General features: G+C 43.4%; 20 protein-coding genes and 1 other annotated feature. Of the genes, 6 read left to right on the top strand and 14 right to left on the bottom strand.

Going from position 1 to position 26,535, the window contains the following annotated elements:
- Positions 1-5: 5 nt before the first annotated feature.
- Together K7399_RS03365 and K7399_RS03360 are read right to left on the bottom strand one after the other, a co-directional pair.
- The gene (locus K7399_RS03365; RefSeq protein ID WP_028977671.1) at positions 6-758 is read right to left on the bottom strand and encodes a hypothetical protein; all 753 of its coding nucleotides are present in this window, start codon (positions 756-758) and stop codon (positions 6-8) included.
- A 238-nt stretch (positions 759-996) separates the two neighbouring features.
- Positions 997-2,292 (bottom strand): C40 family peptidase, encoded by a 1,296-nt coding sequence (locus tag K7399_RS03360; RefSeq protein WP_028977670.1) that lies wholly within the window; start codon positions 2,290-2,292, stop codon positions 997-999.
- 1,170 nt (positions 2,293-3,462) lie between these two features.
- Between K7399_RS03360 and K7399_RS03355 the strand changes: the two genes are divergently transcribed.
- The 4 genes from K7399_RS03355 to K7399_RS03340 all read left to right on the top strand — a co-directional run bounded on the left by K7399_RS03355 (position 3,463) and on the right by K7399_RS03340 (position 8,958).
- Positions 3,463-4,920: an IS1182 family transposase gene (locus K7399_RS03355; RefSeq protein WP_028977206.1), complete on the top strand. Its 1,458-nt coding sequence runs from the start codon at positions 3,463-3,465 to the stop codon at positions 4,918-4,920.
- Positions 4,921-5,223: 303 nt separating this feature from the next.
- Positions 5,224-5,730 (top strand): hypothetical protein, encoded by a 507-nt coding sequence (locus tag K7399_RS03350; protein WP_028976064.1) that lies wholly within the window; start codon positions 5,224-5,226, stop codon positions 5,728-5,730.
- A 408-nt stretch (positions 5,731-6,138) separates the two neighbouring features.
- A complete protein-coding gene (ltaS, locus tag K7399_RS03345) occupies positions 6,139-8,109 on the top strand; it encodes a lipoteichoic acid synthase (protein WP_037562903.1) in 1,971 nt (656 codons plus the stop codon).
- 153 nt (positions 8,110-8,262) lie between these two features.
- Complete coding sequence (locus tag K7399_RS03340) at positions 8,263-8,958, top strand: metallophosphoesterase family protein (protein WP_028976066.1); 696 nt, start codon at positions 8,263-8,265, stop codon at positions 8,956-8,958.
- 102 nt (positions 8,959-9,060) lie between these two features.
- On the opposite strand, the gene K7399_RS03335 is transcribed toward K7399_RS03340, so the two are convergent.
- The 10 genes from K7399_RS03335 to K7399_RS03290 all read right to left on the bottom strand — a co-directional run bounded on the left by K7399_RS03335 (position 9,061) and on the right by K7399_RS03290 (position 20,583).
- Complete coding sequence (locus tag K7399_RS03335) at positions 9,061-9,291, bottom strand: YtxH domain-containing protein (RefSeq protein WP_028976067.1); 231 nt, start codon at positions 9,289-9,291, stop codon at positions 9,061-9,063.
- 147 nt (positions 9,292-9,438) lie between these two features.
- Complete coding sequence (gene tyrS / locus K7399_RS03330) at positions 9,439-10,689, bottom strand: tyrosine--tRNA ligase (RefSeq protein WP_028976068.1); 1,251 nt, start codon at positions 10,687-10,689, stop codon at positions 9,439-9,441.
- A 77-nt stretch (positions 10,690-10,766) separates the two neighbouring features.
- Positions 10,767-10,993 (bottom strand) — a binding site (T-box leader).
- Between the two features lie 131 nt (positions 10,994-11,124).
- Positions 11,125-13,329 (bottom strand): ATP-dependent Clp protease ATP-binding subunit, encoded by a 2,205-nt coding sequence (locus tag K7399_RS03325; protein ID WP_028976069.1) that lies wholly within the window; start codon positions 13,327-13,329, stop codon positions 11,125-11,127.
- Positions 13,330-13,526: 197 nt separating this feature from the next.
- Complete coding sequence (locus tag K7399_RS03320; protein ID WP_223362476.1) at positions 13,527-13,970, bottom strand: universal stress protein; 444 nt, start codon at positions 13,968-13,970, stop codon at positions 13,527-13,529.
- 334 nt (positions 13,971-14,304) lie between these two features.
- Positions 14,305-16,548 (bottom strand): CDP-glycerol glycerophosphotransferase family protein, encoded by a 2,244-nt coding sequence (locus K7399_RS16205; RefSeq protein WP_276530145.1) that lies wholly within the window; start codon positions 16,546-16,548, stop codon positions 14,305-14,307.
- Positions 16,549-16,672: 124 nt separating this feature from the next.
- Positions 16,673-17,830 (bottom strand): CDP-glycerol glycerophosphotransferase family protein, encoded by a 1,158-nt coding sequence (locus tag K7399_RS03310; RefSeq protein WP_028976071.1) that lies wholly within the window; start codon positions 17,828-17,830, stop codon positions 16,673-16,675.
- A complete protein-coding gene (gene tagD / locus K7399_RS03305) occupies positions 17,823-18,221 on the bottom strand; it encodes a glycerol-3-phosphate cytidylyltransferase (RefSeq protein WP_028976072.1) in 399 nt (132 codons plus the stop codon). The genes K7399_RS03310 and tagD overlap by 8 nt, the downstream gene beginning before the upstream one ends.
- Before the next feature lie 179 nt (positions 18,222-18,400).
- Positions 18,401-18,826 (bottom strand): GtrA family protein, encoded by a 426-nt coding sequence (locus K7399_RS03300; RefSeq protein ID WP_081788047.1) that lies wholly within the window; start codon positions 18,824-18,826, stop codon positions 18,401-18,403.
- Positions 18,827-18,852: 26 nt separating this feature from the next.
- Positions 18,853-19,824 carry a glycosyltransferase family 2 protein gene (locus tag K7399_RS03295; protein WP_172968959.1) on the bottom strand — a complete coding sequence of 324 codons (972 nt, stop codon included), beginning with the start codon at positions 19,822-19,824 and terminating at the stop codon, positions 18,853-18,855.
- 126 nt (positions 19,825-19,950) lie between these two features.
- Positions 19,951-20,583 carry a hypothetical protein gene (locus tag K7399_RS03290; protein ID WP_028976075.1) on the bottom strand — a complete coding sequence of 211 codons (633 nt, stop codon included), beginning with the start codon at positions 20,581-20,583 and terminating at the stop codon, positions 19,951-19,953.
- Positions 20,584-20,734: 151 nt separating this feature from the next.
- Here K7399_RS03290 and K7399_RS03285 point away from each other — a divergent pair, with 151 nt between their 5' ends.
- Complete coding sequence (locus K7399_RS03285) at positions 20,735-20,920, top strand: YjcZ family sporulation protein (protein WP_028976076.1); 186 nt, start codon at positions 20,735-20,737, stop codon at positions 20,918-20,920.
- A 301-nt stretch (positions 20,921-21,221) separates the two neighbouring features.
- A complete protein-coding gene (locus tag K7399_RS03280) occupies positions 21,222-22,535 on the top strand; it encodes a hemolysin family protein (RefSeq protein WP_037562893.1) in 1,314 nt (437 codons plus the stop codon).
- 500 nt (positions 22,536-23,035) lie between these two features.
- On the opposite strand, the gene cydC is transcribed toward K7399_RS03280, so the two are convergent.
- Both cydC and cydD read right to left on the bottom strand, forming a co-directional pair.
- Complete coding sequence (gene cydC / locus K7399_RS03275; protein ID WP_028976078.1) at positions 23,036-24,784, bottom strand: thiol reductant ABC exporter subunit CydC; 1,749 nt, start codon at positions 24,782-24,784, stop codon at positions 23,036-23,038.
- Positions 24,784-26,508 (bottom strand): thiol reductant ABC exporter subunit CydD, encoded by a 1,725-nt coding sequence (gene cydD, locus K7399_RS03270; RefSeq protein WP_028976079.1) that lies wholly within the window; start codon positions 26,506-26,508, stop codon positions 24,784-24,786. Before cydD ends, cydC begins: the two co-directional genes overlap by 1 nt.
- Positions 26,509-26,535: the final 27 nt, after the last annotated feature.

Genomic DNA, 26,535 nt, shown 5'->3' with positions numbered 1-26,535 from the left:
TCACCTCAATTTCTAAAGATTGGCAGGATTTTCATATTGATGATTGAAACGAAACCGATGATTAAGTAAATACAGGATATCAATAGCAAGAGCAGCCAAGATACCGGTGGTGCATCATTTGAAGATAGAAACGATAAAAAGGTCAAGCCAACATCAAATGCATAATTCATTGGATTAGTAAGGAGCAGTAAAACGTTGAAGAAGGTAGTCGTACCTGAAAAATGATTCAGAGTAATAATAAGGAAAAAGAATATAAGCAAGTTAACAATGGGTTGAATGGTTTCCTGCCGAAACGGTAGTGCAGCAAAAAGCAAAAACAGGCTGTAAACAGGAATAACGCAAACACAGATCATAACAGCGGTTATTCCAATGAGTGTGCCGAACGGTAACGAGAAAAGGATACTTGCAATCAAGTCGAACAGTACAGCAGACGCGGTCAGCACAATCAGATGCGAAAAGAACCGTGCCATAATCACTTTCCATTTGTTTCTGGAAATAAAGAGGAACATTTTTAAAAATTGCTCTTCACGCAATCGTACGAGTGCAGATCCGCTATCCATCAATGCATAGAGTACAATCATGTAGCTGATCCAAAAGATGATTAGTTCTATCGTTTCTTTTTGTTCAGGATGTCGAAAAATATATTTGCGTAATGAATAAATGATCGATACAAGCGGCACGCCAAAACTGAAAATAAAATTGACTTTATAGTACACCATTACACGTAAAAAATGTTTTGTCATTGGAAAAAGAGTCATAAGCTTTCCTCCATCACTTCACTCGATTAAATAATCATGAGCTTCTATAATGAAGTTTACGTCACACGCTTCCCTACAACTAGTTCCAGTAATCATAAAAAGGGAATGACACCTGTCATCTTTTTTGTAGCGAAACAGCCGCGATCCGCCTCACTCATCGTTCTGAAAATACAAAAAGCACGAGAATAAATATTCTCGCGCCTAACTTTTTCTATATGGTAATCGAACAAATGAACCTTCAATTAAGGATTCTGCGTACAACACCGCTGAATTTAGACTTCCAATAAGGATTGCTCATGCTCACAATGGCAACACCAGTACTGCTTTGGGAACCGATAAAACGACCGCCGCCAAGATAAATACCGACATGTCCGTTGGTTTTATACGTATTAAAGAAAACAAGATCGCCAGGTTGCGCGCTGCTAAAGCTGACTGCTCGTCCCTGACTTACTAGCGCACCGGTACTACGTCCAACTCCGACTCCATTGGCTGCAAATGCTGCATGGACAAAACCGGAGCAATCAAATTGTCTTGCTGAAGGATTCGAAGCGCCAAATACATAAGTTGAACGACCAATAAACTGGTTTCCGTAATTGAGAATACCAGAAATACCGCCGGTAGCGACGGATGCGGACAAACCAACCGATTGACTTTGACTGGAATCCGAGTCGTTTGAAGCCCCTCCATTGCGCGTTGCTTTATCTGCCGATTTTGTCGTTGATGACTCATTTGACCCCGAATTATTTGAGCTTGACTCATTTGAATCCGAAGCATCTGAACTCGATTTGGAAACCGAGTCGTTTGAAGTGGAATAAGAAACAGGCTTAACGGCCGCACGTTTCAAGTCTTCCGCCGCACTTGCCAAGGATGCAAGTTGTGCGGATACACCGTCTTGTTTGCTTTCTAGCGCTTTGGCCGCAATCTTTTTCTGATCTTGGAGAGCAACAACTTCAGCAAGCGTTTTTTTCATTTTTTCCAATTGAGCAACGTTAGCTGCCTGCTTTTTTTCGATACTTTCCTTTTTCTGATTTACAGCAAGTTGATCATTTTTTTGATCTGTAATGATCTTTTGATCTTGATTTGTAATGGTTGTCAATGCGACCGTTCGATCAATAAAGTCACCAAAGTTTTTTGAACCAAATAACACATCGATGTAGTTTACTGAACCGCCGTTCTTATAGATGGAAACCAAACGATCTTTCAGGATATCTTTACGTTGTTCAATGCGTTCGTTTATCTCAGAGATCTCCGCTTTCAGCACACCAATTTTATCATTTGTTTTGTTGATTCTAGCTTGCCCGTCACTAATTTGACTTGTGAGGTTCAATTGCTTCTTATTCATTGCATCCAATTCGTTTTGAATCTTCTTCTGCTGCTTCGTCAACTGCGCTTTCAATGATTGCTGTGCCGCAGTTTTACTATTAATTTCTGCAAGATTTGGTGCTGCATATGTAACATTTGGTGCTAAAGTAGAGTATGTCAGTCCGAACGTCAGTGCCAGTGTCACGGTCGCTTTCTTCTTGTCCATTTTCATGATCGGCCTAGTTCCTCCCCAAAACAATAGATCTCTTTGTTCTATTTTCTGTTGTTCATTATTGTTTCATTTCATCTGTTCTATCGACTTTTTTATTATAGCACCGTCATATTCCGAACAGATATTAAGCTTATATGTCGTAATGAAACACAATTGTAATATAAGAACGATTTATCCCGAAATCGTTCTTTTTTCAGAGAAAAGCGTTTGACTTCCCTGTATATATAAGAAAAACCGGGCAAAATACGCCCGGTCCTTACTTCCGCCTTCCATTCGGGCTTTGTTCATCACCTTGTGCACAAACGACACTCCAGCTGCTCGCTTGCCGCGGGCGATCCGGAAGCCTCCTCGGACACGCAATTGATCTGCGGGGTCTTCCTTGGCTCGCTGTTCCCGCAGGCGTCTCGCGCTTTCGTGTCTCGAGCTAACTCTTATTGATGAAATTGCCGCTTATCGTTCTACACCAAAGCAAAATCATAAACTTTCTTTACCTGTAAGAAAAACCGGGCAAAATACGCCCGGTCCTTAATCTCCAACCATGTGTGATGGACTAGTGTCTTTTCGGTGCTGAATCGCCGCTTCGGTTACTCGCTTGCCGCGGGCGCACCGCGAGCCTCCTCAGACAGGTAGAGGTATCTGCGGGGTCTCGCTGGCACGCTGTTCCCGCAGGCGTCTCGCACCTCCGCTTTGTTTCTCGGCCAAGACACTGGGCTATTGGTTTGAAGACAGGTCAAAATCATATACTTTCTTATCCTGTAAGAAAAACCGGGCAAAATACGCCCGGTCCTTACTTCCGCAGGATGCGGTGGCTTTCGCGTTGCATACAGGACGTACTTTCACAGGATGTGATGACTTTCGCGTTGCATACAGGACGTATGCGCACTTAGCGAAAGTTCCTTTAGGAAAGTTCCTTTAGGAAAGTTTCTTCATACATGTATGATGGTCTCCTGTCTTTTCGGTGCTGAATCGCCGCTTCGGTTACTCGCTTGCCGCGGGCGCACCGCGAGCCTCCTCAGACAAACAGAAATCTGCGGGGTCTCGCTGGCACGCGGTTGAGGCCACTGAAAAAGTCCAACCTATTCATTGGGCCGTTGAATGTTTGATTCATCAAACATTCAACGGCCCTTTTCCTTTATAATGGAGCTATCAACGTATATAGGTGGTAACTCAATGCTCTCAAATCAAGAAACACTCAACCTTAGCCCTTATGCAGCACTCTACGATCTTGTTGTCCCAAAAGATAATATGCTTCGTCAAATCAATGAACTCGTGGACTTTTCATTCATTTATGATGAATTGAAAACAAAATATTGTCTTGATAATGGGCGTAAAGCGATCTCTCCAATTCGAATGTTCAAATATTTATTATTAAAGACGATTCATGATTTATCAGATAACGATTTAGTCGAGCGTTCTAAATATGACCTGTCGTTTAAATATTTCCTCAACATGGCCCCTGAGGAGGACGTCATTGATTCAAGTTCGTTAACGCATTTTCGTAGGCAACGTCTTCAGGACGTTAAATTGTTAGATCTGCTTATTGGGAAAACCGTTGAGATTGCGCTTGAAAAAGGAATTATTAAAAGTAAAACGCTTATTGTTGATGCCACCCATACAAAAGCGCGTTATAACCAAAAATCACCGATCGAATTTCTACGAGAGAAATCTAAAAATGTTCGCAAAGCCGTCTATCAATTGGATGCATCCATGAAACCAAAATTTCCAGAAAAGAATACATCTAACGAAATCAACGAGGAATTAGATTACTGTCATCAACTCATTTCCACCCTTGAAACCGAACCGCAAATCACCGCGCTGCCTGCGGTTAAAGAAAAGTTAAATGTCCTCAAAGAGAGTGTCGAAGATTTTAAGGAACATATGAACCCTTCGAATGATCCCGATGCTCGGATCGGACATAAAACAAAAGATTCTTCTTTTTTTGGTTATAAAACACATCTGGCGATGAGCGATGAACGTATTATTACAGCGGCCGTCATTACGACAGGCGAAAAGAGCGATGGAAACTATCTGGAGCCTTTAATCGAAAAAAGTAAGGAGTCAGGGATGACCATTGATACGGTCATTGGCGATACGGCTTACTCAGAAAAAGATAATATTACCTATACAAAAACAAATCATATAGCTTTGGTTTCAAAATTACACCCCGTGGTATCACAAGGCACGCGCAAAAAAGCATTTGAGTTTAATAAAGATGCGGGTATGTTTGTCTGCCCGGCAGGGCATATGGCTTTTAAAAAGAAATACGATGGAAGACAAGGAACGAAAAAGGTCAATCCGCGTGTAAGATATATGTTCGATGTAACGAAATGCCAAGTATGTTCCATGCGTGAGGGGTGTTATCAGGAAGGATCAAAAACGAAGTCTTATTACGTTACGATTAAATCCACAGAACATAAAGAACAGAAAGCATTTCAAAATACGGAACAATTTAAATCACTGGCAAAAACGCGTTATAAAATAGAAGCGAAGAACAGTGAGTTAAAAAACAGACACGGGTATGATACAGCATCATCTGCGGGTCTGTTTGGAATGGAGATTCAGGGAGCGACCACGATCTTCGCAGTCAATCTCAAGCGGATTCTGAAGATCCTCAACGAAAAAAGATAAAAAAGAAGGGAAAAAGGACCACTTTTTGTCAAAACGCAGACGAAAAGTGGTCCTTTTTTGCGCCAACCAGAATTCTCAGATCAAAAAATCGACAGTTTTTCAGCGGCCTCACGCGGTTCCCGCAGGCGTCTCGTACCTCCGCTTTGATTCATAGTCAAGACACGGGTCTATTGGTTTGAAGATGGGGCAAAATCTTATACTTTCTTTTCCTGAAAAAAAGAACTTTTGCATGGTCTAAGGAATAGGACAATTCATTTAAGACATACATTTATCGCGTAGACACCGTGCGTGGAGGTGGGTTTTATGTTTTTCATTGTGGGGACACTGTTGATTGCCGCAGTTTTCTTCAATCAATTAAGAGAAAAACCTTTGACAGCAAAGCTTTACCGCCAACCTTTGGCTTTGCTTTTATGTGCCGGTTTGTCGCTGTCCACAATGCATCCGTTACCGCTTATCGATTGGTGCATGATGATAACTACTCTAGGTTTCTCTTTTATCCTTGGTTTAATTCAAGGACGCTACACGCCGTTGTTGAACCGTGATGGCGCATGGTATTTAGCAAGATCGTTAATGTCTGTATTCGTTTGGTTTCTTTCGATCCCGATCCGATCCATACTTAAGTTTATCTCCATCCACTATCTCGCATTGACCCCATCATTAAATGGATCGTCCAGCTTCATTGTTTACTTCATCTTTATTGCAGGATTTCTTTTCGGTCGTTATAGTATGCTTCTCTTGAGATATCCTTCTCTGTTGAAAAATGTTGAAAAAAACGAGCAAAAATTGAAGCGATTGCGCAGCGCACGCTGAAAAGGATTCCCTTTCTTGACGAACGCGAATGCGACAAATCCATGAACTTCCATGTCATGCACGAAGGGCTGTTTCCTTGTGCATTTTTTGCGTTCCGTTTGAATGCGTATTTTTTTCTTCCTATATATTAGATTAAGTGATCATTCAACACAAATCGCGCTTTTTTGCACGCATCCCGCAGCAAACCTTTCTGATTCTTGACTTTTACACAAAAAGATATAAAATTATCTAAGGCTTGAAGTGTCCTTTTTTTTACACATTTTTAACAGAGGATCAATAATTTCCATATAATCATATTATAATTGATTAAATACTCATTACTTGACAAGACTACCCTATGTGATCACTTTTCATGTAATCTTAGGAGGTTGAACAAACGTGAGGCATTTGCTAACTGTGAGTCAACGTATGTTATCGAAAAAATATGCGCTTTTCTTGCTCACGGTCTTTTTATTTTGGCTGAAAACCTATTTTGTCTATTTGACTCAGTTCAGCCTTGGCGTAACCGATAAGATGCAGCAATTCCTGCTTTTTATTAATCCGCTAAGTTCAGCATTGCTCTTTCTAGGTATTGCCATTATTTTTAAAGGCCGTCTGCAGCAGTGGCTGCTCATTTTTATTAATTTCATTCTTTCATTTTGGCTCTTCGCCAATGTGGTTTACTACCGTTTCTTTAACGATTTCATCACTTTTTCAACGATGACTCAGTCTACAGGGAATGCCGGTGATCTTGGCGGCAGTATTCTCTCACTGATGAGTCCGTTTGATTTCTTTTTCTTTACAGATACATTAATACTTCTCTTGTTAGTTGTTTTAAAAGTCGCACGGCCTTGTATGGAGCGCTGGCATGTTCGTGCTATTTTTACCGTGTTCGTATCTGCGATCATGATTTTCATTGTTAACCTAAGCCTTGCCGAAACCGATCGTCCTGAACTGCTCAGCAGAACGTTTGACCGAAACTATATCGTGAAATATCTGGGTGCCTACAATTTTGCCATTTACGATACGATTCAAAATGCACGTTCAAACGCTCAGAGGGCAATGGCTGACAGCAGCGATATGAATGATATTCAAAACTTTGCAAAATCGAATTTTGCAGCACCGAATCCAGACTATTATGCAAAAGGCAAGGGAATGAATGTCATATACATCTCCCTTGAATCCCTGCAAAGCTTCATCATTAATTACAAAATGCCTGATGGAACAGAAGTTACGCCTTTCTTGAACAAGCTAACGACAGGTGCCGACAATACGACCTATTTCAAAAACTTCTTCCACCAAACCGGCTCAGGAAAAACATCCGATGCTGAATTTATGATGGAAAATTCACTATTTCCGCTTTCCCAGGGACCTGTCTTTCAAATGAAAGGAACGAATGCATATCAGGCTGCTCCGGCAATAATGGATCAGCACGGGTATGAAACCGCAGCGTTTCACGGTAATGTGAAATCATTCTGGAATCGTGACCAGATGTATAAAGCACTTGGATACGAGCGATTCTTTGATTCAAAGTATTACGACATGAGTTCGGAAAACACCAAGAATTACGGTATGAAAGATAAGCCGTTTCTTCAAGAAACGATGCCGTATTTGAAAAACTTAAAACAACCTTTTTACAGTAAATTGATTTTGTTATCGAATCATTTCCCGTTTGGTATGGATCCCGAAGATACAACCTTCAAACCTGGGGACTTCGGTGACAAAGTTGTTGACAACTATTTTCAATCGGCAAACTATATGGATCAAGCGGTCGAACAATTCTTTAATGATTTAAAAGAAGCAGGGTTGTTTGACAAATCAATTGTTATTATGTATGGCGATCACTATGGTCTGTCCGAGAATCACAATGAGGCGATGGCTAAAGTATTGAATAAAGAGCAAATTACGCCTTTTGATAACGCCCAGCTTCAGCGTGTACCGCTTTTTATTCATATTCCTAAAGTTGCCGGTGGAACGGTTGCTACCTACGGAGGCGATGTCGACGTCCGACCGACATTAATGAGTCTGCTTGGTATTAACACAAAAAATTACGTTCAATTCGGCACCGACCTGTTTTCCAAACAGCATCAACAGATCGTTCCATTTCGAAATGGTGATGTAATCACCAATAAGTATTCAATCGTCGGCGGCAGCGTTTACGACAATGCAACCGGTACAAAAGTTGACCCTTCGGTTGGAAAGCCTTATGAGACGCAAGCAAAAAAAATGCTGGATTATTCGGACAAAGTCATCTATGGTGATCTTCTCCGTTTCTATACACCGAAGGGCTTCGTTGCTCCAGATGTATCGAAGATCAATTACAATACGGATCAAAAAATCCAGCCGGATACGAATGATGCAGGTATTGATGCCAAGAACAATGATTCTGAAGATAAATAAATCGAAAAATCACGACCAACCCTCGAAGCTTAAGCCAAGCTTCGGGGGTTTTCCGTTACAATCGAAAAGCAACAGCATTCTATCAATAGTTGCATAATAGACTAAAACTTGTCTATGATAGTTATAGAAAGTGAGGTTATCGGTTTGCAGACAATCAAACGCTTGCTTGTTATGAGCGATATGCACGGTCAAATCGATGCATTCAACGCACTGCTTGAGAAAGTTGATTATTCAATGGAGGAGGATCTTCTCTTCTTGCTGGGCGACTATGTCGACCGTGGAACGAATCCAAAAGCGGTGATTAAAAAGGCTCGAGCGCTGGAAAAGCAAGGAGCAATTGCGCTAAAAGGCAATCATGAAAGTATGATGGAAAAAGCCTTGATCGGTAGAAATCTACAGGCTGTATCCCATTGGGCGGTTAACGGCGGTGCTCAGACGTTGGCAAGTTACGGCATAACGATCGGTAGCGTTTACCGAGGCATTCAAGAAGGAACGCTAACGCTGCCGGATGAGCTTCAATCGGACTTGGATTGGATTCAACAGTTGAATATATACGCTGAGACCGAGCACTATTTCTTTGTCCATGCAGGAGTAGATCCCGAGAAACCAATCAGTGAAACATCTGAGGACACGTTTTTATGGATTCGTGAACTCTTCTTTAAAGGCTACCATGGTGACAAAACAATCATCTTTGGACATACTCCGACCGTGAATTTACATGAATCACATGATTCATATGATGTTTACTTTGGCAAGAATAATATTATCGGTATTGATGGTGGTTGCGTCTTCGGCGGACAGCTCAACTGTCTGACACTTCCGGCGAAAACAACGGAGCATGTCGGATAATTAGGATGGGGCACCCAATCAAATGCATCTTCTTGTACATAAAAAGCTCTTCGCGCAGATTACATCTGTGCGAAGAGCTTTTTAAATGGCTAAGATTTGAACTCAACTGTACGGTTCATTGTCCTTATTCAACAGATTGGAAGCCGTCTGTTTCACTTTATCAACACTGCAGTCAACCCATTCTTTTACGGAAAGATCTTTACGGACTTCCGCGCCTGATTTTGGTGCAAAAAGCAAAGCAATCGATGCCCCGATTGCACCGCCGATCATTCCGCCAACCAACATTTCCTTGATACTTGCCCCGCTGCATGAACATTTTTCTTTGTTACTCATTGAAAACGTCCTCCTTGTCGCCGAACATAGATTCAAATCTCTTAAATTGTTTCAACTAATAGAAGTATACCACTCAGCAGTGGTTATCGCTCCTTTTTCGATACAATTTTGTGCGATTCGTGTAGAATTTATGCACGAGGCTTGCATTTAAAATTGAATCAGTGTGTATTTTTTCTTGCCGCGACGAACAATAATGTACGTGTTGTCGACTCGATCCTCTTCGGTCAGGACATCCTGCAGGTCGGTTCGACGTACTCCGTTGATATAAATCGCACCGTTTGTAATATCCTCACGTGCCTGACGTTTTGATGACGTAACCCCTGCTTCCACCAGCAAGTCGAGAAGTTTGACCGGCTCATTACGCGGTGCTTGATACGTTGGTACATCCTTAAATCCTTGCTTAATTTCCGCCCCGCTGAGCTGTGCCACCTTCCCGCTGAATAAAGCCTGTGAAATATGCTCTGCTTGCTTCAATGCTTCTTCACCATGAACCAGGATCGTCATTTCGCGTGCAAGTGTCTTTTGCGCTTTACGTTCCTCTGGATGCTCTGCAACTTCTTTTGCGAGGGTTTCGATTTCATCCTTAGTAAGGAAGGTAAAGTATTTTAAAAAGTTAACGACATCATCGTCCGAAGCGTTAATCCAGAATTGATACCATTCGTAAGGCGTTGTTCGTTCAGGATCAAGCCAAATCGCTCCACCCATCGACTTTCCAAATTTCGTGCCGTCGCTCTTTGTAATCAGCGGGAAGGTCATTGCAAACGCATGTTCCTCATGTCCGCGTTTGCGAATCAATTCCAATCCAGCGGTAATATTTCCCCACTGATCGCTGCCGCCGATCTGCATGCGACAGCCCTTCTTCTCATAAAGATTCAGGTAATCAAATGATTGAAGCAGCATGTAGGAAAACTCGGTAAATGAAATGCCGGATTCAAGTCTCGTTTGCACGGAGTCTTTGGAGAGCATGTAGTTAAGTGTAAAATATTTGCCGACATCACGTAGAAATTCAATGGTTGAAAGCTCATTTAACCACTCGGCATTATTCGCGAAGGTTGCGTTACCTTCATTAAAGTGGAGAAAATGATCCAGCTGTTTCTTTAGGCTGTCTGCATAAGATTGCACGACCTCTTTTGTATTTAGCTGTCGCTCCGTTGAACGCCCGCTTGGGTCGCCGATCATCCCCGTTCCGCCGCCTACCAGTGCAATTGGATGATGTCCCGCCTTCTGCAGACGCATCATAATGACAATAACCAGCAAATTTCCTGCATGCAGACTATTGGCGGTCGGATCAAACCCGCAGTAAAAAGTCATTGGCTTTTTCAGCGCTTCACGCAGTGCTTCTTCATCTGAAACTTGGTTGATCAAACCCCTGTATTTTAAATCATCAATGATATCCATAAAGGAAACACCCTTTCATCAATAGTTTGACTGGAAATCCCTGTTTTAAACAGGAAAAATAAAAAGCACTCCTAAAAATAAGGAGTGCTGATCGCACGGTACCATCCTCGATGACTGTTCATCTATCAAACAATCACTTAATTGACTCATAACGGTTGTGGCCGTCTTCCACTACTCGATCGTATCGTTCGCAGAAGAAACTCTGGGAGGTAATTCACCGTCGGGGACTGCTAGGCTTGCACCAACCGCCTGCTCTCTGCACAAGTCCTTTCGACCGGTTACTGATTCCCTTCATCGTTTATTGCTCTATTGTGTATTTCATTTTGCCACGTTTCACTACTTCTGTCAAACAAATGAAAGAAGAGGCTAACAATGCACTGATATGTAAGAAAATCGTGTGACACTTGGTTCACACGATTTTCCGTTCAAACGTTATCATTCAGCTGTAACGTTAATCTTACCTTCTACTTCGTCAACCGTCATTTTCTTTGCTTCACCGTGGTCGAGAAGCAGGTCGGAAATCTGATCCTCAACCTTTTCCTCTAAGACACGGCGCAAAGGTCGTGCACCAAATTCAGGACTAAAGCCTAAATCTGCAAGTTTCTTCTTAGCAGCGTCAGTAACTTCAAGTGTGATGCCTTGTTCTAAGGCGGCTTTGCGGATGTCGCTCAGCATCAAATCAACGATCTCGAGCAGATCATCTCTCTTCAGCGCGTTGAATTTGATAATTCCATCCAGACGGTTTAAAAATTCCGGTTGGAAATAATCTTCGAGCTGCTTAATCAAGTCTTCACGATCACTCGATGCGCCGAAACCAACGGATGCGGATCTATTCTTAATTCCTGCATTGCTGGTCATGATAATAACCGTATCTTTGAAACTTACTGTTCTGCCTTGACTGTCGGTTAAGCGACCATCATCCAAGATCTGTAGGAAGATGTGCATCACATCAGGATGCGCTTTTTCAATCTCATCGAGCAGAATAATGCTGTACGGTTTGCGGCGAATTTTTTCGGTGAGTTGACCTGCTTCGTCATGGCCGACATAGCCCGGAGGTGCACCGATCAAACGCGATACCGAATGTTTCTCCATGTACTCGCTCATATCAATACGGATCATCGCATCGCGTTCACCGAACATTTCTTCAGCAAGTGTCTTCGCCAATTCGGTTTTTCCGACGCCCGTTGGTCCGACGAACAGGAAGGATCCGATTGGCCGTGTCGATTTGCGGAATCCGGTCCGGTTACGGCGAATCGCCCGAGAGACTTTCTCGACGGCCTCTTTCTGACCGATTACTTTTGCATTCAGCTGTTCCGCCAAGTTACGCATCTTGTTTTGCTCATCAGCCTGCAATTTGCGCACCGGTATCCCAGTGCGTTGTTCAACAATCTGCTGAATTAATTCAACATCAACGACTGAGCCGTTACCAGTAACCGGCAATTCTGCGCCGTTGGCCTTGATCTTTTCTAATTGTTCCAGTTGTTTTTTGTACGCATGCTCCTGGTCACGCAGGCGGGCAGCTGTCTCGAATTGTTCCTGCTTTGTCGCATCCTCTTTTGCCTTGACGATTTCAGCAATTTTCGTCTTAACACTCTCAGTGTCTACAGGCGTCAGATTCAAGTTGACCTTCGATCCGGACTCATCCATCAGATCAATTGCTTTATCCGGAAGGAAGCGATCTTGAATATATCTTGCAGATAATGTGACACATGCCTTTATCGCATCATCGGTATAGTGTACATGATGATAGTTCTCATATTTCGATTGAATACCTTTCAGGATTTGAATGGCTTGTTCCTGAGTCGGTTCATTAACCACGATCGGTTGGAAACGCCGTTCAAGTGCTGCGTCTTTTTCAATTTTACGGTATTCATTTAACGTGGTTGCACCAATAATTTGCAGTTCGCCACGCGCAAGGGCCGGTTTCAAAATATTCCCGGCATCCATTGAGCTTCCCTCAGCAGAACCGGTGCCGACGAGAAGGTGAACTTCATCAATGAATACAATACAATTTTTTCGCTTTTCCAGTTCTGCCATCAATTGTTTCATCCGCTGTTCAAATTGGCCTCTTATACCTGTCCCTGCCACTAAGGACGACACGTCAATAAGGTAAATTTCCTTATTAGCCAGTTTTGCCGGAACCTTTCCTTCGACGATTTTCAAAGCGAGTCCTTCAGCAATTGCCGTTTTGCCGACACCAGGTTCACCAATCAATACCGGATTGTTTTTATTTCTTCGGTTCAACGTTTCGATCACGAGTTGAACTTCACGTTCTCGGCCAATAACCGGATCAATCTTTCCTTGTCGGGCCGCTTCCGTCAAATTTCTACCGATTTGATCAAGAAGTCCGTTACGACCGCCGGATCTGCCGCCTGGATGTTGATTATTGCCGTGCAATCCATCAAAATTCATTCCATTTTCTTGGGCTTTATTTTCACCGGACGCCATGGACGGCTGAATTAAACTGCGAAACAAATCATCGAATGGGGAAGCTCCGCCTTGAAAAAATGACGGCATACCGAAATTATTTTTCATTTTCGCATAGCACTCCTCACAAAGATGGAGATGTCTTTGTTGGCCATTAATCATCACATTCATTTCAATCACTGCTTGGTTTAACTTGCATTCATCGCATAGCATGAGATCAAACCTCCTTCAGTTTGATTAGCGGCCAAACACTTTTTTGATTTGACCTTATTTGACCTTATGCCTCTATTATAGTCTGACCTTATTTGACTTTCAAGTATAAAGTAAAAAAAACCTTTATAAAGTGTTTGCTTCATAAAGGTTTTCATTCATCACGATTTTCATGCATCTATTCATTTCTAATAAATGGTTTATTTCACAATAAGTACCGGACAGCTTGCCAATTGCAGCACTTTATTGCTGACACTTCCAAGCATGACCTGTCCAAATGCACCCATGCCTCGATGCCCCATTACAATCATGTTTTTCTTTGTATCACTCGCATAGTCGCATATTTCCTGTGCAGCAATTCCATAAAGGTGCTTTTTGCGTAAAGTTACTGATTTTGGTGCAACAGCTTTCGCGATAATATCATCAAGCATCTGATTGCCTTCACGTTCTTCCACTTCTTTAACATCTGCGTCCAGCGAAGGACCAACCATCGAATAAAATGGAAAATAGACTGGAGACGGGCTCACATAGAGCAGCGTAATCTCGGCCTCTTTCTTTCCTGAAGCGATGGCCAACGCTTCGTCAACTGCCCGCATTGCGGGATCCGAACCATCAACAGGAACCAGAATCTTATACATTCTCATCGCCAACCTTCCCATGCTTCTTTATCATCTCTCTCTATTTATCATATACCACAAACACGAAAAATGTAAGCGCATTTTCCATTAAAAAGCTTTCAATAATGACAATTTTTTCACATTATCAAACAGCGGATAAAATGAGCAGCAGAATAAATGATAATAGGGCATTTCAACCGTCCGTTTTGGACGTTGAAACACCCTACACTTACTTATGCTTTGTTCCTACATCAACCTAAACAGTCTGCACGATAAAGTTGCTTCAGAACTGCATGCTGTCGTTGTACGAGACCCTTATAAACAAATCACATTTTTGATCGATTTCCTTACCAATCCGCATTCATTTAAAAACACGTTTAACAACCTTTTCCGCGGAATGACCACTTTCCAACAAACAGAACTTTTGATAAAATTCATCGAAATGGTCCGATACCGCAAATCCAGATTCAGCGATTTTCTTAACGGCCTGAATCAATTCGTCTGTCGTCAACACAAGAGGTCCCGGCGCCTTCTTTTCAAAATCAAAATAGAAACCACGCAGATGATCGCGATAGTCTTCAATATCGTAAGTGAAAAAGAGCATCGGCCGTTTCAAATTTGCGTAATCAAAGAATACCGATGAATAATCGGTAATGAGCAGATCCGAAATCAAATAGAGCTCGCGGATATCTTCGTGATGCGAGAAATCATAAGCAAAGCCTTTGAATTCAGACAAGTCCAGATGATCGGCTATCAAATAATGCATGCGCATGATCAGTACATAGTCTTCGCCAAGCGACTCCCGCATACGCTGCAAGTCAAGAGCAAGTTCAAAACGATAACGCCCTTTACCGTAAAATTGATTATCCCTCCAAGTCGGCGCGTAGAGAATAACTTTTTTATCCTTTGGCAAACCAATACGATCCTTAATCGCATCGATAGTCCCTTTATCGTTACTTTGATAGAGAAAATCATTTCTTGGATAACCCGATTCAATCATTTCGTTCTCAAAACCGAATGCACGAGCAAAGATTTCCGATGAATAGGCATTCGGGGAAATCAGATAATTCCAGCGGGCCGTCTCTGCAAGAAAATCACGTTTGTACTTTTCTGTATTTATCCCCGGCATATGTACTTCTTCCATATCCAAAGCCAGTCGTTTGAGCGGCGTGCCATGCCAGGTCTGCAGATAGATCGTATCTTTTGGTTTCGACATCCAAAGAGGCAAACGCACATTGGTTACCCAATAATTTGCTCGCGTCATAAGCATGAGCCATTTTAGCGAGAATCGTTTAACATAAGGAAGCTGATACTGTTCAAACAGATCGATGTAATTCGCGTTTGCGATCCAGACCAACTGGTATTCCGGACAATGATCCCGCATGTATTCATAAATAGCCCTCGGATTGCAGCTGTATTGTCGACCGAAGAAACTCTCGAACATGACCAGATTCTTTTTTTGGGGGAGGTGAGAGAGCGTTTGGAACAGTCGATGATAAACAGCAATAAACGCTTTGCTTTTTCGAATTCGGCCGACGCTCCGACGTACTTTTCTTTTCACAGCATCACGTATCATGTAAGGAGCAATTTGGAATACAAGGCTGTGATTACGATTGCGTTTCACAATTAAACTCTTTTTAAGTCCATTCAACTTTATAATATGCCGCCCGGTAATTACTTTGCGACGCGCGAGAATACGAACCGGGTGTTCAGTAAACAGCATACCGTTTTTTTTATGCGTAAGCTCCATGCGGAAGTAAAGCGAAGTCGGTGCTTCCACATCAGCAAATTGCGTTGCAATCGGCTTTAGATCAAGGACGATCGAAAAACCGGCCCAATCATAATTTCTTCCAAGTGATTTTGCCTCTTCAGTCAAATCAGGACGTTCAACATTTTCAGCACGCCATTCAGCGATAATTTTTTCATCTGCATCAACAAGCAATATTTTTTTTTGAATGTCCGGCCGTGAAAGCACATCGGAAAAAGGAAAGACAACATGTCCTTCCAAAGTAAGCATGAAGTTTCTACTAATTGCAACACGATCGATACGCGACATGACATGAACCTCATCAACACGTAGCGACAGGCGTTTACGATTCGTGTAATAGGGAATCAGCATTTGATCGTTCTCTTCATTATAAATGCTGAAAACATCTAAAGATTGCCTTTGACCTGCTGCCCGTAAACGAATGTCTAATGCAACCGTCTCATCCGGAGCTGATTCATGAACATTTGCTGCCGCATCAGCATCGACTTCATCCAGTTCAGCATATACCTGCTCTAAGAGCGATTGATCGATAGAGACTCGAATAAAGAAATCCCAATAGTCCCTTTCGAAAAGCGATTGCTGTATGGGTTCCAATGCCAAAACAGCTTGAGCAGACCAATAATCATTTTCATCCCTTTCCACAGAACGAATAGGGGCGCTGAAGGACTCATCGCCAAAACGATCACAGAGACGTACCTCCATGCGTTTTATGTACTTCTCATTAGCCATTGGGTCGAAGCGAATCGTGAGCGTCCACTCATTCGGACTGGCACCAAAATGCGTAATCATCGGCTTCATCATCTTTTTAATTTGTTTTTCAGCTTGCTCACTGATCATTTCCCCTGTTCCTCCTGGTTGTTGTAGAATCTATAGTCTTTTGCTTCCGATGTCTCTCCAGTCATGGAAGAACCCATAAACCGTTTCCCCTATCCCTATTTGCTTCATTTTTGCATGCTGTTGTTTATTTGCTTAAACAATCGAAAAGATAATCAACGACAAGCCTACTTGACTGCCCCTTTGAATACTGATTCCAGTATGCTGAGAATTGTGCCGTTTTTTGTGCATCAAAGCGCTGTTTCTTGATCATTTGAACTAATTCTTGCGTTGATGATGCGATTGGTCCCGGAACCATCTCTGTATAGTTTTCCCTCAATCCTCTGCTTTTTTCATAGTGATGCAAATCATAAGGGAAAAAAATCATCGGGCGCTTTAACAGCGCAAATTCAAAAGGGATTGATGAATAATCCGTGATAAGCAGGTCCGTAACAAGCAACAACTCATTAACATCCTCCCACTTCGATCCGTCAATAATAAATGGATCACGAAAAATATTGCGATCAACTTCCTTTTGCTCCAAAGGATGCAGACGCAGAATCAACACATAGTCGCTTGCCAACTCCTTTTTCATGACCGCCAGATTTAAAGCGAGTTGATGCATCGGAGGATCACGAAATGTTGGTGCGTATAAAAGAAGTTTTTTTCCGCTGCTTAGCCAATGCAAAGATTTTTCAGCTTGTTTTTCCCGGTTTAAGTCAAAAAAAAGATCGGTCCGTGGAATACCCAAGTGAATAAAATGGGACTCGTCTAAACCGAATGATTGCTTGAAAATTTCTTGCATCGCATCGGAACCAACCACAATCTTATCGAAATGCCGATATACGTTTAAAAAGCGCTTTCGAGCTCTCGCTGTTCTCAATGCAACAGAATGGTCTTCCAGACCAAAGGTTTTAAAAGCCCCGCATGCGTGCCAAAGTTGGATGCAGACGACGGTCTTTTTAAATGCCGCAGCGGCAAGAAAACCGAAGTAGTTATCAATGACAATGACTTTTGCAGTTGCCAAATGATATGCCGAGCGTACCATAGCACCCACGCGCATTGTTTCAATCGGGACGACCCTTTCCCCTGTTTCAGCAAAATGGTCGCATGCGGCTTTTCCACGGCAAAGAAAGACCACCTCTGTTTTTTCTTCTCTTCTCGTCAACTCATCATAAACAAATTGACTATTATCTGTATAGGAGCAGACAAAAACCACTTTTTTCTTTAATGGAAAAAATTTACATACATTAAAAAGTACCTTAAAAAGAAAAAGGTACCCGTCGATCAGTAATTCCTTACTCATTGTTGATCGTAAACAAATCATGTTTAATCTTTGTCGTTGATATGCCCACCGTACGCGGTAAATAAACGACTTCACAGTAATCCTTCAGAAAGTCAAACTTTCCTTTCCAGTCATCACCCATTACAAAAACATCAACATCATTATGCTGGACATCCGAAATCTTTTGATTCCAATCCTTTTCCGGAATGACCTCGTCAACATAACGAATCGCCTCAAGAATTAATTTACGGTTCTCATAGCTATGATAGGCTTCTTTATGCTTTATTGCGTTAAATTCATCCGTGGACAGGCCAACAATCAAATAATCGCCTAATTTCTTAGCACGTCTCAGTAAATTTATATGCCCGTAATGCAGCAAATCAAAAGTTCCATACGTTAATACTTTTCTCATTTTTCATACGCTCTCCTTAATACCATCGTGTACAAAATCATGATCAACGGCATGTATTAAACCGCTAAAAAGCATTCTGACCCGCAGAAACAAGGCACTTCTGCTGCAACTTTTTTCATACACATACGAATACATGCATTCTACATTTTGCGCTGCTAAATGTCAATGTGCCTGCGGCATCAAGATTTGAATACCCATCGTTTACTTAAAATAAAATTAACACTGAGTCCGATCAGCGTGCTGATGACTTTATTCAAGTACAAGGGCAAAAACAGCATGCTATGCATTGCTGCTAAGGTAATCCCTAATACAGCCGCATTTAACACTACAAATTTTATTGCTCTGACTCGCGAATGCATTGATTCGGCAAAGGTTACCTTTGAATTCCATAGATAGCTGTTCAGCATTCCGGCTCCATACGAAACGATTTGCGCGATCACATAGTCGATCAATACAAAATGCGTCAGTAAGTAAAAAACAATAAAGTCCACCGCTGTATTGCTTACCCCGACGAAACCAAACAGAATCGCCTGCTTTAGCCAGCGCCAGTTCGAATGATTCGTACGCATTTCATCCCGCTTGTACTGTTCCGATTTACTGCCCACAATCGCCGCATTCCCTTGTCATCAAGTTATTTGTTCTTGTTCCATGTCGTGATTTCTATAGTATACCTCGGACGCTTTTTTGTTTCCGTAAAAATTTTTCCAATGTATTCGCCAATAACGCCAATGGCAATTAATTGCATACCGCCAATCAGCCATATCGACAGAATCAGAGACGTCCATCCGCTGATCGTGTGGCCAAGCAGCCAGTTGATCAATGCGTAAGCAGCGATTCCTGTGCCGATCAATACAAAGAAGAATCCGATATTCATGACTAATTGAATTGGAACAATACTGAAAGAAGTGATCCCGTCAGCGGCAAAAGCGAGCATTTTTTTCAGTGGATATTTCGATGTTCCCGCATACCTTTTGCGGCGATCATAATAAACCTTGGCTGATTTAAAGCCAAGCAGCGGAATGATCCCGCGAATAAAAACGTTCTCTTCCTGATAGCGTTTAAACGCCTGCACGGCTCTTCTGCTGAGCAATCGGAAATCCGCATGATTTGGAACCAGCTTTACGCCCATCTTGGCCATTAGTTTATAAAAGACTAAAGCCGAGTTTCTTTTGAAAAAACTGTCTTGATCACGGCTTTTTCTTACGCCGTAAACAACGTCAAATCCTTCATGATACTTGTCAATCAACGCATGAATTGCTCGAACGTCATCTTGCAAATCTGCATCAATTGTGATGACACAATCGGCTTGGTTGCTGACCGTTTCCATGCCTGCAATCAGTGCGTGCTGATGTCCAAAATTTCGGCTCAGCTTCACGCCTTGAATACATGCATCGGTTTCCGCTTTTTCACGGATAAGCGCCCAGGTCCGATCCGTACTGCCGTCATCAACAAACACAATAAAGCTTGACTGATCGATTTTACCACTGATCTTTAAATCGCGAAGCTGTTCACTTAATTTTTTAAAAGTCTCTGGAAGAACCGCTTCTTCGTTGTAGCAGGGAACAACGATGCTAAGCAGCGTTTCTTCATTCATTGTCACCATCTGCTCCATTCCTTCTAATGAGTACCCTTTCTAACAGTGATTCCTTTTTCTCCTAGAATCAATTGATAGTATACCGTTGCTGCTCTAGGAATACGGCAAAATGAAATTCTTTTCACAACTAGGTGCTCATTGTTTTTGTAATGTTTTAATCGCAAAGCCGGACCAGCTCTCCATTCGTTCCAGAATAGATGGATCACTAAGCTCCTGAAGCGTTTTCCAGCTGCCTTCTAGTTTATCCTTCTCACGAACCGTGACTTCAGCGTCATCCGGCAGTGAAATCGCTACAAGCACGCCAATATGTACTTTTCCGACCTCGGTCTGATCATCATTAATTAATCCAATCGTGCGATATTCAGCAGGCTCTGCGTTCTGTACAAGCAGTTCTTCATTCATTTCCCGATCCAGATTTCGCTTCAGCACTTGCTCGAAGTCCGCAGCAGACTCAACCCTGTTCATATGTCCACCGACACCGATGGAGAGTTTCCCATGCAGTCGCTGCTCGCCGCCTCCGCCAAGCCTTCTATAAGTAAAGTAGTGATCACCCTTTTTAAGCACCGCGTAAGGAATCGGCTGTTTAAATTGCGGATTTTCTTCCGCATCGCCTCGGCGCATGACTCGGTAATGTTCAGCCATTCTCTTACTTAAAGCGGCAACTGCTTTTCGATCTTGTTCCGTTCCTTGAAACGTCAGGTCATTGCCCGCTTCATCAAATAATAGCAATCGTTTTACAACAATAATTTGTTCGTCCATTTTTCCCATTAATCGTTCCTCCAAGTTGCAAGTTCTAACACAAGGGTGGGTGATTCTTGTGCGCTTGTCAAGCCTCGCCGCAAGATTGGGCGTTTTAATGATCGCCAAATGTACCGGGGTTACATAGTATATGGTATCTCGTGATAAAGGAGTGATTTGAATGGGCAACTTTGGTTTCGGCGGATATCCGTCTAATGCTCCGTACGGCGGAGCTGGCGAAGGCTGCGGCTGTGGCGGCGGCTACCCAACTTATCCAGTAGGTGGTGCTTCCTGCGGCAGCGGTTTTGCGCTGATCGTCGTACTGTTCATCCTGTTGATTATCGTTGGTGCTGCATTTGTTTGCTGATTAAGAGGCATCAAAAAACCTTGGCGGACTAACCGCCAAGGTTTTTTTCTTGCAGGATAAGATTTGCTCCGTCTGCACCAATAAATCCGTATCTTGACCGAGAATCAAAGCGGAGATGCTCTGGCGCCAGTGAGAACAGCGTGCCAACGAGACCTGGACGGCCTAAGGCAAACAGCTAAAGGGCAAAACTTCTTCGTCTTTTCCTCGTGCAATTACCCGCCGCTTTTGTGTATAATTAAATTTATGAAGCACGTTTGCATAATTGGAGGTGACACCTGAGCGTTGGCAACAACGGCTCAGGATGCATTTGAATAGTACAATCGGCCTGATCATTGTCGTCCTTTTAATTTTATTGACAGCTTTCTTTGTAGCTGCTGAATTTGCAATTGTTAAAATTAGGACCACTCGATTAAATGAATTGATTAAACTCGGAAACAAACGCGCCGCCGCATCGAAAAAAATTGTTGATGACTTAAACGCATACCTCTCAACAACCCAGTTAGGTATTTCAGTGACTGCACTCGTTTTGGGCTGGATCGGCGAACCCGCAGTTGCTCGCTTGTTCAATCCGATATTTGCGTTATTCGGATTAAACGATACGCTTGTACACACCCTTTCCGTTTTAACCGGATTTATCCTCATTACATTTTCAAGCGTTGTACTTGGTGAATTGGCACCAAAAGGAATTGCGATTCAAAAAGCAGAACAAATAACATTGGCGATTGCCTATCCGCTCATTTGGGCGCATCGGCTTTTGTTTCCGTTCGTTTGGCTGCTCAACACACTTTCGAATGGTGTCATCCGTTTATTCGGCATAAGACCGGAAGATCAGCATGACAGTGCACTGACTGAGGGCGAATTGCGTCTGACATTAGCCGACAGCTTTAAGAGCGGTGAAATCAGCCAAGGCGAAATGCGCTATATGACGCGTATTTTTGATTTTGACGACCGAACAGCGCGTGAAATCATGGTTCCCCGAACTGAAATTGTATGTATGTATAAAGAAGATCATTTGGAACAGTGGCTTCAGACCTTGCATGATGAGAAGTATACACGATTTCCAGTTGTTGAAGAAGATAAGGACCATGTCGTCGGTATGATCAATATTAAAGACATGTTCACCGATGTCCTGAATAAGGATCTGAAGCCAATGATTCACTATATACGCCCGATTCTATCTGTGCTCGAAACAACACCGATTCGTATGCTGCTCGAGCGAATGCAGAAAGAAAGCATCCATATGGCAATTCTTACCGATGAGTACGGAGGTACCTCCGGCTTAGTGACCATTGAAGATATCGTGGAAGAAATTGTCGGAGAAATTCGTGATGAATATGATGATGGGGAAGAACCGATGATTCAAAGCATTGATGCTGAAAAGACACTTGTAGACGGAAAGCTTTTGATTGCTCACGTCAATCAACTGTTCAAAACCGCCATAGAGGAAGAAGGCATTGATACAATCGGCGGTTGGATCATGGCGGAAATACCCAATGTAAAAGTGGGATCAACGTTTCATTATGGTCAAGCTACTTTCGAAGTGCGAGAAATGGAAGCTCATCAAATTCGCAAAATCATGATAACCCGACAGAAACACATCGCAAAAAACCAATAATTGCAATAATCAAAGAGGGGATCCAAAATCAACGTTTGGATCCCCTCTTTTATCACGGGTAAAGAAAGTATGTGATTTTACCCCGTCTTCAAACCAATAGACCAATGTTTTGGCCAAGAATCAAAGCGCAGATGCTCTGGCGCCTGCGGGACCAGCGTGTCAGCGAGACCCCGCAGAGTCTTGCCTGTCTGAGGAGGCTTGCGGTGCGCCCGCGGCAAGCGAGCAATCGGAGCGGTGATTCAGCACGGATAAGACACGAGTCCATCACACATGTATGAAGAAACTTTCCTAAAGAAACTTTCCTAAAGGAACTTTCGCTAAGTGCGCATACGTCCTGTATGCAACGCGAAAGTCATCACATCCTGTGAAAGTACGTCCTGTATGCAACGCGAAAGCCACCGCATCCTGCGGAAGTAAGGACCGGGCGCTTTTGCCCGGTTTTTCTCATTTCATTATCCTTGGTTGATCCTTTACGAACAACCGCTTTCCCTATGACTTGTTCATTCGATAATCGACTTCCGTAGTCTCACAGGGACATCAAGCGCATAGAGTTTGCTGTATCGGCTCGAGTTCTGAAGCAGCTGCTCGTGGGTTCCTTGCATCATTGCCCTGCCATGCTCCATGAATAAAATATGATCCATTTGTTCTGCACCAATCAGATGATGGGTCACCCAAATCAGTGTTTTGCCCTCTAACGTGTCAAAAATCTTTTGCAGCAGTGCTCGTTCAGTTATCGGGTCGAGTCCCACAGTTGGTTCGTCCAAAATAACAACCGGCGTATCCCGCAATAAGGTTCGTGCCAGAGCGACGCGTTCCTGCTCTCCGCCAGAGAAAATCGCGCCGGCCTCGTGCATTTGTGTATGATAACCGTTCGGAAGCTGTTCAATTAATTGATGCAACCCCACTTCTTTTGCCGCCGCCACAGCCTCATCAAACGTTGCCTCCGGACTACCGAGCGTTAGATTATTCAGTACGGATGTATCAAAGAGATGCGGATTTTGGCTGAGCACTGAAAACTGGCGTGATCGATTGGACCCAAGCAATTGGGTTGACAAGCCATTCAAGGTTACCTCGCCTGCATCCGGCTTCAGATTACCGTAAATCAAATGTGCCAATGTGGATTTTCCAGCACCGCTTCGCCCAATAAGTGCCAACTTTGCACCAGGCTTAAGATGCAGCGATACGTCGTGCACGGCCCAATCGCTGTTCGGAGTATAGCGAAATGAAACATGGCTCACATCAATCGTCAATGGACCCTTCGGCAATGCTTGGCTGGTGCAGGATCGATGTGATTCATGTTGCGCTGGTGCTTCGATCTCTTTCAGACGTGCAAGCGCACGTTCATACTGAGGAACACGTTCGACAGCCTCAGAGAGCGGCACAAACGCTTCAGCAACGGAAAAGATGACTAAGGCAAATGCGGCAATTAATGTCGGCTGTAACGCACCTGTATGGGACATGTTTCCGGACCAGACAACCAGACCAATAACGCAGATCCCAATCAACACTTGAGCGATAAAATCACGTCTCTTTCTGAAAGAACTAACCGCACGCTCCTCTTGTCTTGTTTCGTTTTCAAGCTGCTCATAGTGACGTAGAAACTGGTTTTGCCGTCCCGACATCATCCAATCCGCAGCACCAAGCACCGCATCGGTAAGTTGTTCATACAGCTCATGCCTGCTTCTGGCTATTCTCTGATAATGGTGCCGCATCCGAATCAGTGAAACAAGAGGAAATGCGACAACGAGAAGCATCAGATAGAGCACCATAACGCAGGCAAACCTTAAGTCGAAAAAGCCAAGCACGGCGATCCAAGCAGCATAGATGATCAGTCCGCAGCAGCAAGGAAGTATCGTGCGCAGAAACAGATCCTGCAAGTGTTCAATATCATCAGATAAAGCGCTCAGGATTTTCCCTGTCTTGTATTTAGAGCGGATATAAAGTGCGGACGGCTCCAATTTTTCATAGAGATGGGCACGCATTTCAGAAAGAATTTTTAAAATCGTGTTATGACTGGCAAGTCTTCCAGCATAATTAAAAACAGCGCGAAACGTTCCAAAAGTGCGAACGGCGACAATCGGTACATAGATCATTAAAATATTCTCCGGACGCAGTGCTGCTTTCGAAATCAAATACCCTGAGGTAAAAAGCAATCCTGCTGCACAAAGCAGGGCAAAGAGACTTAGCACAGCTGCAAGCAATAAACCGCGCCAATGCTTTTTCAATGATGGAGTCAGCCATTCATTCATTAAATCCCCCCCAATTGAGCGCGAACCATCGCATGATAGACACCGTTTTTCTTTATAAGCTCGTCTGGAGTCCCGGTTTCAACAATCCGCCCGTCGCGAACAACCACAATCCGATCCATCTGCTCCATCCAGTGAAGCCGGTGGGTTGCCAGCAGCACTAATTTATGCTCAAATAAACGCAGCATCGGCTGTTTCAATTCATACTCTGTTTCAATATCCAGATGCGCGGTTGGTTCATCCAACAGCAGGATCGGACGTTCACAAAGGAAGGCACGTGCAAGCGCAACCCGTTGCTCCTGACCGCCGCTAAGCGGTCTTCCGCCACTTCCGATTCGCTCATCAATACCATTAGGCAAACGGCGAATCAAGTCTTCTAATCCGGCTGCACGAACCGCACGAAGAATTTCCTGATCCGATGCCTCTGGTTTATAAAATGCGATATTGCCGCGCAGCGAGGTACTGAATAAATACGGATGCTGCGGAATATAGGTGACCTGGTTGCGCCATTGGTCCGATGTAAACCGTCCGGGTATCTCATTGATTTTTATCGAACCAGAATTGGGTTCAATAAACCCGCCCACCAGATCAATGAAGGTTGATTTGCCTGCTCCACTCGCGCCAATGATGCCAACCTTCTCAAACCCCGAAAAGGAAACAGAAATGCCCTCAAGCGCCTTTTTATGCGCCCCTTCATGCACTGCATCGCAACCGTTAAGCACAACGCAGGCCTGCTCATTCCATTTCATTTTGTTTTGTACCGACTGCTGCGTCACTTCATTGGATCCTTTTGACGCTGCGTATGCATTTAATCGACGTGCTGCCTCTTTACCATCGAGGGTCGCGTGGTAGTCCTGACCAAGCTCGCGCACCGGTAGAAAATATTCCGGTGACAGAATGAGGACAATCAGTGCCGGCTCTAACAAAATGTGGCCGTCAATCAAACGAATGCCAAGGGCAACCGCTACAAACGCAATGGACAGCATGGTGAAAAAGTCCAATGCAAAGGATGACAGAAAAGCAAGACGCAATGTACCCATGGTCATACTTCGATATTTGTCACTGACACGTTCAATTGTTTTTTTATGACGTTTGCTGATCCCCAAATAATAGAGTGTCGGTAAACCTCTCAGCGAATCAATAAAGTGATTGGAGAGCACGCGATACGATGCCCAACGATCATCCATTCGCTTTTGTGCAGCAAGCCCTAAGAGAATCATAAAAATAATCAGTACTGGCATGGTCAGCAGCAAAATGATCCCGCTCATGCGATCTTTCCAAAAGACAAAGCCAAGAATGAGTAACGGGATCACTCCATTTGCCGCCATTTTTGGAATAAAGAGTTCGAGGTAGCTGCGTGTCTGCGCAACCCCTTCCAAAGCAAGCGCCACCAGCGAACCGGTCCCCTCCTTACGGGCAAGTTCCGGTCCGGATGCAAAGAGCTGCTTTAAGAACTTTTTTCTCAAATTCGCGCTTGTTCGCTCTGCAAAACGATAGCATGCTTGTTTGATGACCAAAACGGTAAAATAACGCAACAGCAAAACAACGAAAAAAAGGAGCAGATCGGAGCGGACGCTCGCAATCTGTCCTCCAGAAAAAAGACCGGATACAATCCGGCCTAGGAGTGCAGCTTGACCTATGATACAAACACCCTGAATGACGGTAAGCAGCGCAGTGACTGCAAACAGAGGCTTGGCACCTTTGTAAGACAACAATTCCCGATCCATAGATAAGCTTGGCAAAGACTCCGACAG

It is taken from the genome of Sporolactobacillus terrae, from assembly GCF_019930545.1.
GTDB classification, from domain to species: Bacteria; Bacillota; Bacilli; order Bacillales; family Sporolactobacillaceae; genus Sporolactobacillus; species Sporolactobacillus terrae.
Note: the sequence above shows the minus strand (reverse complement) of the source record. Positions and strands in the feature narration are given on the sequence as shown.